General features: G+C 56.2%; 9 protein-coding genes and 1 tRNA gene. 5 read left to right on the top strand and 5 right to left on the bottom strand.

Annotated elements, in window-relative coordinates; all coding sequences use genetic code 11:
* Positions 1 to 8 precede the first annotated feature (8 nt).
* Positions 9 to 93: transfer RNA gene (locus tag GH784_RS10095), tRNA-Leu, on the top strand.
* A gap of 266 nt (positions 94 to 359) precedes the next feature.
* Positions 360 to 875 carry a disulfide bond formation protein B gene (locus GH784_RS10100; RefSeq protein WP_065704356.1) on the top strand — a complete coding sequence of 172 codons (516 nt, stop codon included), beginning with the start codon at positions 360 to 362 and terminating at the stop codon, positions 873 to 875.
* Positions 876 to 904: 29 nt separating this feature from the next.
* On the opposite strand, the gene GH784_RS10105 is transcribed toward GH784_RS10100, so the two are convergent.
* Positions 905 to 1462: an HNH endonuclease gene (locus tag GH784_RS10105; protein ID WP_003511248.1), complete on the bottom strand. Its 558-nt coding sequence runs from the start codon at positions 1460 to 1462 to the stop codon at positions 905 to 907.
* A gap of 321 nt (positions 1463 to 1783) precedes the next feature.
* On the opposite strand from GH784_RS10105, the gene GH784_RS10110 reads away from it, so the two are divergent.
* The 3 genes from GH784_RS10110 (at position 1784) to GH784_RS10120 (ending at position 3871) form a co-directional block, all read left to right on the top strand.
* Positions 1784 to 2086, top strand: coding sequence for a hypothetical protein (locus GH784_RS10110; RefSeq protein ID WP_065704358.1), 303 nt, complete (start codon positions 1784 to 1786; stop codon positions 2084 to 2086).
* A gap of 148 nt (positions 2087 to 2234) precedes the next feature.
* Entirely contained in the window at positions 2235 to 2840 is a 606-nt protein-coding gene (locus tag GH784_RS10115) for a transglutaminase-like cysteine peptidase (protein WP_065704360.1), read from the top strand.
* Positions 2841 to 3079: 239 nt separating this feature from the next.
* Positions 3080 to 3871 carry a metallophosphoesterase family protein gene (locus GH784_RS10120; RefSeq protein ID WP_065704362.1) on the top strand — a complete coding sequence of 264 codons (792 nt, stop codon included), beginning with the start codon at positions 3080 to 3082 and terminating at the stop codon, positions 3869 to 3871.
* Between the two features lie 54 nt (positions 3872 to 3925).
* On the opposite strand, the gene GH784_RS10125 is transcribed toward GH784_RS10120, so the two are convergent.
* From GH784_RS10125 to GH784_RS10140, 4 genes are all read right to left on the bottom strand, one after another.
* Positions 3926 to 5143, bottom strand: a complete 1218-nt coding sequence (locus GH784_RS10125; RefSeq protein ID WP_065704364.1) for a glycosyltransferase family 4 protein — start codon at positions 5141 to 5143, stop codon at positions 3926 to 3928.
* Between the two features lie 9 nt (positions 5144 to 5152).
* Entirely contained in the window at positions 5153 to 6478 is a 1326-nt protein-coding gene (locus GH784_RS10130; protein ID WP_065704366.1) for a polysaccharide pyruvyl transferase family protein, read from the bottom strand.
* Positions 6463 to 7950 (bottom strand): lipopolysaccharide biosynthesis protein, encoded by a 1488-nt coding sequence (locus tag GH784_RS10135; protein ID WP_065704368.1) that lies wholly within the window; start codon positions 7948 to 7950, stop codon positions 6463 to 6465. Before GH784_RS10135 ends, GH784_RS10130 begins: the two co-directional genes overlap by 16 nt.
* 161 nt (positions 7951 to 8111) lie before the next feature.
* Positions 8112 to 9347, bottom strand: a complete 1236-nt coding sequence (locus GH784_RS10140) for a glycosyltransferase family 4 protein (RefSeq protein ID WP_019564824.1) — start codon at positions 9345 to 9347, stop codon at positions 8112 to 8114.
* Positions 9348 to 9684: the final 337 nt, after the last annotated feature.

The following is a 9684-nucleotide window of genomic DNA, read 5'->3' on the forward strand; positions in this document are numbered from 1 at the left end:
CCACCGTTGCCCCAATGGCGGAATTGGTAGACGCGCCGCACTCAAAATGCGGTTCCGCAAGGAGTGCTGGTTCGATCCCGGCTTGGGGTACCATTTCCAAAACCGCATTGATTTTCTTCGTTTTATTCCGGTCTTTCAGAAAGACCGGTCGATTGCTTCGCGGCCATCAAGACACTCACGAAACTTTGCTCATTCGCCCCTCGAATATTACCGGGCTTTCATTTGCCAGATGCAAAGGACTGGATTAGACGAATCCGGGAATACACCGTTGAACCGGCGACTTAATTTCGCCATCACGCCCGCCTTTTTGAAAGCCCGTTCGGGATATCTGCTTCTTCGTGAAGTTTGGGGAAAACATTATGGCCACTGCAACAACCGCCGACAATAGCCGCACGCTCGCCGCTCTTGGCGTAACGGCGGGAATGATCTTTACTGTCGGCTCCGCCCTCGGTTTCCAGCATATTGGCGGTTATACGCCCTGCGCATTGTGCCTTTTGCAGCGCGATCCCTATTACTACGCCATTCCGTTGGGTATTCTGGCCATAGCGACCAGCATCTTCAAGCTGCCGATTCAGATCACGCGGCTGCTTCTCGCCCTCATTGGCGTGGCGATGCTGATCGGCGCCGGGCTTGGTGTTTATCACGCTGGTGTGGAATGGGGTTTCTGGGCAGGGCCTATCACCTGCGCCACGGGTGCGCCATCCATCACCACCAATGCCGGTGACCTGCTTGGCAATCTGAATGCCATTAAGGCACCCTCCTGCAACGACGCTGCACTTCGGGTGCTCGGCCTTTCGTTTGCCGGTTGGAATGTCATTGCAAGCGTTGCGCTTGCGGCGGTTGCCTTTTTTGGCGCGAGCCGGAAAAGCCGTTAAACGGAAAAGCCGCGTTGCAGTCCTCAGGATCAGGGCTGCAGCTCGGTATCCCAGTAAAGATAGTCCATCCAGCTTTCGTGCAGGTAGTTGGGCGGGAACAGCCGCCCGTTATTGTGCAAGTCCTGAACCGTCGGCTGGAAGGGCTTCTGCGCCGGGAACATGCCCGCCTGCTTGGGAAGCTTGCTGCCTTTTCTAAGATTGCAGGGAGAGCAGGCCGCCACGACATTGTGCCACGTGGTTTCGCCGCCATGGGCGCGGGGAATCACGTGATCGAAGGTCAGGTCGTCCCGCGTGCCACAATATTGGCATTCGAACTTGTCCCGAAGGAACACGTTGAAGCGTGTGAAGGCGGGGTTGCGGGTGGGCTGGACGTAGGTCTTGAGGCTGACGACGCTCGGCAACCGCATGGAAAAGCTGGGTGACGACACCGCGTGATCATATTCTGCAATGATGTTCACACGGTCTAGAAAGACGGCCTTGATCGCGTCCTGCCAGGACCATAACGACAAGGGATAATAACTCAGTGGCCTGTAGTCTGCGTTCAGAACGAGCGCCGGCAGGGCCTGTGGTGAAACTGCAATCGTCAAGGGCTTCTCCTGATCGATTCGGCATCTGCACTTGTATATTAGGTCCGTTGTTACAGGATTGTGAAGCCCATAAATGCAGCGGAGAAGAGCTTAATTTTTCAGCTCTAAAAACGTCTTTTTTGCGTTCCGGACAATCGGGCGGCGAGATAGTCGTCTGGCCACTATCTGGTGATGCCCCCAGCGGTACCGAAGCGATTCGCCTGCCGACGAACGCTATATTCGTTCTCACCCTCAATGCGAGATCAGTGATATAGTCAACGCGACGAACGATTGGGAAAGCAGAATGCGTATCTATCGTTCTGTCGAGGGAAGGAAACGGCCATGATCTCGCGCAGGCACCAAACGGCAGCGTTATGGAAGGGCCTGGCGGCTGGCGCCTTTGCCGTGCTGATGGGCCTGCCCGCTTCCGCTTCTGCCCAGGAATATCAGAATTTCGAAGTCAGGCCGGATGGCCGTGGCGGTGCGCAGGGAACGATCGGCGGGCGCAATTTCGAGGTCTACCGCAATTACGACCGGCCGCCGGCAAGTCGCAGCAACTCAACCGATACCCGGCGTGAGTACCGAAACGCTGTGCCACAGCGGACATGTATCATAGATGCCGAGGGCCGCACCCGCTGCAAGTAAGCGCAAACTCACCGGTTTCCCCGCTGTTCTATCTCGCTTTAATAAAATTGGATTTCGCTAAAAAGCAATCTATCGACTTAAACGGCCCGCAACGAAGGGTCGCTATGTTGCCATGCACAAGAGACAACAACCGGGCAGAGGCAGAGACATGGCGAAGAGACAAATCCGTCTGGCAAAGACTTTGGCAGTTGCCGTCAGTGTGGCGGCAAGCATCGCGACAATGGCATCGGCCGCCCCGCTTGCGGGCCTGGCGGAGAACCCGACCGCATCGCGTCCCAGCCTGTTCATGACGACAAGCCGCCCGACAATTGCACCCATCGCCTTCGCAAAATTTTGCGACGACGCCGCCGACCAATGTGTCCGGATTGGCGATCGCGACACGGTCGAACTGACCAAGCAGAAGCGCACGGAACTCCAGCGCATCAACGCCGAGATCAACACATCGATAATCTATACAAGCGAAGCGGACGGACAGGACGAATGGAATCTGAACCCTGCAAGCGGTGACTGTGACGACTACGCGGTGACCAAGCGGCAACGCCTTCTGCGCGCCGGCTGGCCCTCGGGCGCCCTGCGCATTGCCACCGCCCGCACCCCTACCGGCATAGGCCACGCCGTTCTGGTCGTCAGCACCAGCCAGGGCGATCTGGTGCTGGACAACCGCACCAACGTCGTCAAACCTTGGAAAGCGGTTGACCTGAAATGGATCAAGATCCAGTCACACGAAAACCCGCGTGTCTGGCTGAAACTCTAGGTCTATCTCGCACAGGATAGTCATCTTCGAACAGGAAGGGGCGCTCCGTTCCTCTTCAATCGCCGCGGCGCGCCTTGCGAAAATCGACACCGGCTTTCGCAATTCCCTGCCCCGGATAGCTTTGTCCGACGGGGCTTTGGCTGATGCCGCAGCCGTTGCATGGACCCAGGATTTACGGGCTCTGTGGCGTTGGCTTTCAACACTCTTGACCTCTTGCAAGAGAGACAGTATCGGCATCTATGCCTAAAGTGCTAAACTGGATTCGCGGTCGTAAACAGCCAGCCCCCCGCGACGACCGGAGGCGGCGCAGAATAGACCTCGGCGACAAGTCTCCGTCTTTTCCGATCTATGCCATTGGCGACGTCCATGGCAGCCTCGATCTGCTTTTGCAGGCGGAACAGAAAATCCTTGCCGATCTCGCAAGCAATCCATCCCCCGCTCTGGTTATTCTTCTGGGCGACTATGTCGATCGTGGCCGGGATTCCTGCGGTGTTCTCCAGCATCTGCTGCAACCACCGCCGGCGCCCCTGCGCCGCATCTCGCTTTGCGGCAATCACGAACAGCTCTTCAGCGATTTCCTCGAAAATCCGCGGGACAACATGCACTGGCTGGATTTCGGCGGCCGCCAGACGCTTCTGTCCTACGGGGTCGATATCAGCTACTTCATCAACAACGGCCGTCTGCGGCTCCAGCCGTTCAGGGATGCGCTGATTGGCGCGATCCCGCAGGCCCATCGGCAACTTCTAGTCAGCCTGCCTATCTGCGTCCGCATGGGACCCTATTTTTTCGTTCATGCTGGCCTCAAACCCGGGGTGCCGCTTGAGGCGCAGACCGATGAGGACATGTTGTGGATCAGGGAACCCTTCCTGTCGGAAGGGGCGGGACTGGACCTTCTCATCATCCACGGCCATACGCCGGCGCCGGAGCCACAGACAGGTCCGCAACGGATCGGCATCGACACCGGCGCGTTTACGACGGGCAGGCTTACCATTTTAAAGCTCACGGATGCGGGGCCGCGACTTATTGCCTGATGGCTTGCCATCGTTGGATCAGGTTGCACCAGCCAGACGCATCACAATCGCGATTTATTTGCCCTTCAGAATATTGCCGAGCACCGTCATTTGCCGGCGGTTCCATTCGACAGCGTCAAGGAACGCATTGTTTCCCAATTCCTGCCGCTGCTCCCGACTGGAAGAGAGCCTCATAATGGCATTGGCAAAGGCCTGATGATCTCCATCTTCAACGACAATCACGCCACCACGATATCCTTCTGAAAGCCCCCTCACACCCGTCTGGGTGCTGATCGTTGGGACACCCGCAGCCAGAGCATCAAGCAGTTTTATATTGATGCCCGTGCCAAGCGTGATGGGATTGATGGAAAGTGGCGCGCGCGTGAACGCATCCTTCAAGTTCTCCACCCGGCCAAGCTTGAGAACCCCCTCCATGTCCTCGACCTTTCCACATATGCTGCCTGCCAGCACCAGGCGAATGTCCGGACGGGCCGCCCTGACCAAAGGCAGGACATTGTGAAGGAAACTATTGAGAGAAATGACGTTCGCGTCGTTGCCTGAACCGAGAAACAGAAAATCAGCGGAAGTGAAGTCTTCCACTCTCTGGCCGAGATCCAGAATATGGCTCACCGTTTCAACCACCGGCGGCTCTCCTGCCAGCCGCTGCTTGAACGAACGTTCCTCTTCTTCCTGTATGGCGACAACGACATCGGCGCGGCGGAATGCCTTGCATTCCACGTCCGGCGGAACCGAGAACCAGTACCCAAATCTGTTGGCCGTGTTCACGAACGCCTTGTGACGATCGGCGAAGGAATCGTGCGTGTCGAGAATGCGAAGCACATCATCCGGCAGCCCAAGAAAAGCTCTCGAGTGAAAGGCATATTCGACGATAACGGCGTTAATCCCGAGTCGCCGCTGAAGATCCAGGACCTGCCTGCCTATTTCCGGATAATAGAACTCGTCGAGGTAATTGTAGAAACCGCTGTCGCGGCCAAGGAGCCGTTGAATTTTCCGACGGGTTCGAAATGCGGTCAACCCAATCTCGAACCTGAAGTCGTCGATGAGCCGTGCTGCAAACCCGCATGTTTCCCTGGACACGACGTGCATATGTCCGGCCCCAAACTCGACTTCATGGGCCGCGGGATCGAAATCAGCTATCATCGGAGTATCGACATAGACGAAATGCACTTCATGTCCGAGGCTACGCACGGCGCGTGTCAGCTGGAGAATCCTGTTCCGCGCACCCTCGTTGGCGGGAACGGCAGGGAATACGGAAACAAAAGCGACTTTCATGAAAATGACTCAAGGCTGCTTGGCGAAGGTCTCGAACACCTGAAAATTCCTTTTGGAAAGGTCCAGAATTTCAGGCAGCTTTTTCCCGACTTTTTCGCGAATCTCATCGGCCTGATCCACGAAATTGATCAAGGCATTATTGATGCCATCATCCGTATGGAACTTGGCGGGCGAAAGCAGCTCAGCCGCGGAGAGACCGAAATGCTGGTACAGCCCTTCGAACTTGCCTTGATACGCAATGCATATCACAGGAACGCCCTTGCCCAGCGCAGCGATCGCAAGATGCATGCGTCCGCTGACGAGGCCATCGAGTTTACCGGCAACGCCTTTTAAAACCGGGGCTGGCCATCTGCCATCCAGATATCGAACCCTGTCTGTCTGTGAAGATGGAGCAAGCTCGGTAATGGCCTTGAGGCAGGCTTGATCGCCCACGTCTTTCCGGTAGTCATGCGGAATGACCAGCCAGCAGACCGGTCTTGCATCGGCAACGAACTCCAGTGCTTCTGCCCCGCGCCTGATGATCGCCGCGATCTGCGCGCTATCCGCATTCTTGAACAGCATAGGATGCAGATTGAAGCCCATGACCCTGTATCCCTCGGCGCGCTTTCGCGCGATCCACGAGATCGTATCTTCATCGGGTTCCGATGGGACAAGACTAAATGCAGAATCGGAAACCAGTGCCGCCTTGGCCGTGGCAAAGGCGTTCAGACGCTCGAGGGAAACAACGTCACGCACATTGAGCGACACCCCCGGATGAAGGGAGCTGTAGAACTTCGCCAAAGCGGGGTGCGGCGTTTCATTAAAACTGAAACCGAGGATAACGTTTTTGATCCCGGCGGCGGCAGCCAGATCAGCGCTTGCCAGAAGTTTTGCGCTGACCAGCGGATGATAATAGCCATCCATCACGTCGGCACCGACAACGACGATGCAATCGTACTTCCGCACCGCGAATTGCTGGGCAAGGGCCTGGATGAAGTCAGGCTTTCCAAAGATATCGACGGTAACAAAGCCTCTCTGCAAAGCAGAGTCGCCAAAATTCGTTCCGTCGACGAGGATGTCTATCTCGACATTGGGATTGCTCGCACGCGCATTCTGCACGGTCGCCGTGATCATCGCGTCATCGCCGGCGGAACCGAACAGGGTGATGGGATCACCAGCCACGATCAAAAGCCGGTTCAGCCGATCTCCGACGTTGATAGGCTTGATACTGTGCTTCAGCTCTTGCAGATCATTGAAGAGTTGCTGGACCGCATTATCCAGATTGCGCCGCTCGTTATATTGCACCAGCTTCCGACGCAGTAGTGCAGGGAGTATTTTTTTCACGAGCTTGCGCATTTTCTTTCCTTTCGAGAACCGATTTTGCTCATGATGAGGGCGATGGCGGACCGGGCCTCGCTTCTCGCGGTCAGAGCCAAAAGCAACAGATATGCGACGCCGAACATACCACCGAGCAGGATGCCGGATACGAGGTCGCCCGCACCCAGCATTTTAACTTCAGGTCGCATCCACTGAACGAGCAGGAAGCAGAGACCGCTGGAACCGAAGCTTGGCAAAAGCAGGAGGAAAATTCTCCACAGCTTGATGCCGAGTTCCCGGGCGACAAAATAAAATGTGAAAGGCGTCGAAGTGAGCTGCCCGAAGACAAACACGATGACGATTTCCCGGATGTTTTCCGTCGGGACAAGCAATATCAACAGGATGGTAGAGATTGCCTTGACCGTCCCGGCAATCAGCACCTTATCCGGCCTGCCGCGTGCGGACAGAAACGGGCCGTTTTGAAACTGGACGCATTGCAATGCACCCAGCAGCAGCAGCGGCCGCGCAACCGCGTCGGCACCCTGCCATTGCGCGCCGAACAGGACGTTGCAGATCTCTGGCGCCAACGCAGCGGAGAGCACGAAGATCGGTGTCGAAAAGATCGAAGATATGGTGATGGATTGCTTGTACAGTTCCGCCATGCGCTCCCGCTCGTGCGATATGCGGGACAGCACCGTCAACGAAACATCATATAGCGCCGCCTGAAGCAGCTGCATGAGAAGCTGATAGAGCCTGCTGCCGACGGTGTAGAGCCCAAAGAGAGCAACCCCGTAACGCCCCAGGATCATGACGTCGATAAGCCGCGTGGCTCCGAAATCCACGATGCGCAGACCGAGAGCCGACGAGCCGAAGCGAAGCAATTCGAAAAAAGTGTCGGGCTTGAGCGTGGTGCCCGGAAGCCAGTGCGGTTTGCGCCAGAGCCAGATCAGCGTCACAATGGTTGCAACATAAGTCTGAACGACGAGGCTCCAGACGCCCAGGCCCATGATGGCGAAAGCAATCGCAACGCCACCGCCGATAATATTCGAAATGAAGGATCTTATTGCCAGCGGCTTGAACGCGAGCGCACGCCGATAATTGACTTCCTGAAAAAGCGAGGCGGTATTCAGCGGCAGCAATATGCAGATTGCCACGATGATCGGTGCCAGCCCTTCCACCTCGAACCAGCTTTCCAGTCTGGGCGACAGCAGACAAACAACGATGACAAACACCGTTGCCAGCGCAACGGACACATAAAATGGCAGATTGACGTCGCTTGGCTCCAGATTTCGTTTCTGCACGATCGCATCTGCGAAACCGAACTCCGACAGCATCTGGATGAGCATCAGAACCAGGCCCGCCGTAGCGACCATGCCGTAGTCGGTGGGGCTGAGGAACCGGGCAAGAACGATGAAAAGAATGGAGGTAAAAAGCTTTCCACCCCAGTTCTGGACGATGGACCAGAAAACGCCTGTTATCGCGGCGCTGCCTATCGAACTTTGCTCCGCCATCAACCTGCCGCCTGCAAAGCCGGTCGTGACAGCCCGACCACCGCAGCGGCCAGAAAACGATCGAAGTCCAGCTTGGGGAAACGGACTTTGCCGATATTGCTTTCTACCATGTGCTCTTTCCTTGGAAGAAACGCTTGCAACGGACCCGGTCCGTTGCCGGTCTAAGATGCGCGTAAGGTTCGGCTTTCCCTGCTTTTCGCCAGCACGTCCTCGTAGAGCTTCACATAGTTCTCACCCACCCGGCGCGAGGTGGATTCCTCGACGATATTTCCGAAATCGGCCTCCGTCGGCAATTGCTCGCGCGAAAGCGTCAACACCCGGCGAATGCGTGCGGCAAGGTCCGTGGCGTTGCCCGGTTCGAACAGCCAGTCGTGGTTAGTCTCGCCGATCAGTTCCGGAATGCCGCCCGAGGCCGCGCCGATGACCGGCACCCCCATCGCGTAAGCCTCGTAGATGGTGCGCGGCGAAGGTTCAGCCCAGAAGGAGGGAACGATGAGCACATCGATCTCTTCGAAGAATTCCTTCGGCTTTGCCCAGCCGACGAACTCGATCGGCAGGTCGCCGGCCTGGGCCTTGAAGCGTTCGATGGAATCGTCCATCGCATGGCCGGCAACAAGACAGCGCCAGTTACCGTGGCCGATTTCCCTGAAGGCATCGACCATGTTGCCGACACCCTTTTCCGTGTTGATGCGGCCGATATAGCCGAAGGTCATCGGCTTGCCGGTTCGGTCGATCTGCCTGCGTGCGACCGGGTCGCCCTCCGGAACCGTGCAGGAATAAAAGATCACACGGCGCATGCTTTCCGGCAGGTGATGGAAAAGCCCGTGATCGACATGGGTTTTAAGGATTTCCGTGCCAACGCTTGCCACCGCGCCGATGTAGCGCTGCGTGAATTTCTTGGTGAAATTCACCACCTGACAGCCGAGATGGATGTGTTCGCAGGGCTTGCCGCCCTTGAACATGGCGGCGTTACCGCACAGAAGATCATATTCGCAGATCGTGTGGACGATCGGAATGTTGCGTTTATGCGCCGCCCGCCACACCAGCGTCGTCACATCCAGCAGCGAGTGCGTATTGAGAACATCCGGCTTGAAATCGTCAAGAACGGCTTCGAACTGCTTCTCGACGTTGAAATTCCATTGCTGCTTGATCTTCTGCATACGCCTTTGCTGCGGCGTATATTGTGGCCAGTCCTCCAGCCAGAAATCGTTATTGTGGAACATGCGGTAGACGCTGACGCCATTGCGCACCGTTTTGGGTTCGGCCTGCCGCTCTATGCAGGCGGCACCGACCTCATGCCCCATGGAGACGAGTTCCTCGGCAAGATGTTCGACCGAGCGTTCGCACCCGCCAACGATATGCGGCGGATAAAGGCTGCTGAGATGGAGAATTCGCATACGGATACGCTCTATTTCCTTATCGAAAATTTATGACTTCCGCTTGGCCTCGCCCATGTTGCCGGATACTCCGGGACCAATGAGACATGTGCAAAAAACACAAAAGGCAGAGCAGATTTAACGCTTGAAAATATGAATAACCAAAAATCCACTTTCAAAAAGCACGGGAACTGACGGCATTTCAAGTGCTTTTTTTTCGCGGCGCGACAAAAGTCATGCCGTGTTGCGAAAAGAACCTGTCCCGTGTTAGCTTCATTCTCATATGAAAAAACGTACGGGCGGAAGCGGTGAATTCTGTTTCGTCCGCATATAATATCATTAATTTATATATTTATTT

The organism is Agrobacterium tumefaciens (assembly GCF_009649785.1).
Classification (GTDB): Bacteria; Pseudomonadota; Alphaproteobacteria; order Rhizobiales; family Rhizobiaceae; genus Agrobacterium; species Agrobacterium tumefaciens.

Excerpts from the sequence above, each read along its gene's own strand:
- GH784_RS10135 (WP_065704368.1), bottom strand. The coding sequence starts at position 7,950 with ATGGCGGAGCAAAGTTCGATAGGCAGCGCCGCGATAACAGGCGTTTTC.
- GH784_RS10140 (WP_019564824.1), bottom strand. The coding sequence starts at position 9,347 with ATGCGAATTCTCCATCTCAGCAGCCTTTATCCGCCGCATATCGTTGGC.
- GH784_RS10130 (WP_065704366.1), bottom strand. The coding sequence starts at position 6,478 with ATGCGCAAGCTCGTGAAAAAAATACTCCCTGCACTACTGCGTCGGAAG.
- GH784_RS10100 (WP_065704356.1), top strand. The coding sequence starts at position 360 with ATGGCCACTGCAACAACCGCCGACAATAGCCGCACGCTCGCCGCTCTT.
- GH784_RS10120 (WP_065704362.1), top strand. The coding sequence starts at position 3,080 with ATGCCTAAAGTGCTAAACTGGATTCGCGGTCGTAAACAGCCAGCCCCC.
- GH784_RS10125 (WP_065704364.1), bottom strand. The coding sequence starts at position 5,143 with ATGAAAGTCGCTTTTGTTTCCGTATTCCCTGCCGTTCCCGCCAACGAG.
- GH784_RS10110 (WP_065704358.1), top strand. The coding sequence starts at position 1,784 with ATGATCTCGCGCAGGCACCAAACGGCAGCGTTATGGAAGGGCCTGGCG.
- GH784_RS10115 (WP_065704360.1), top strand. The coding sequence starts at position 2,235 with ATGGCGAAGAGACAAATCCGTCTGGCAAAGACTTTGGCAGTTGCCGTC.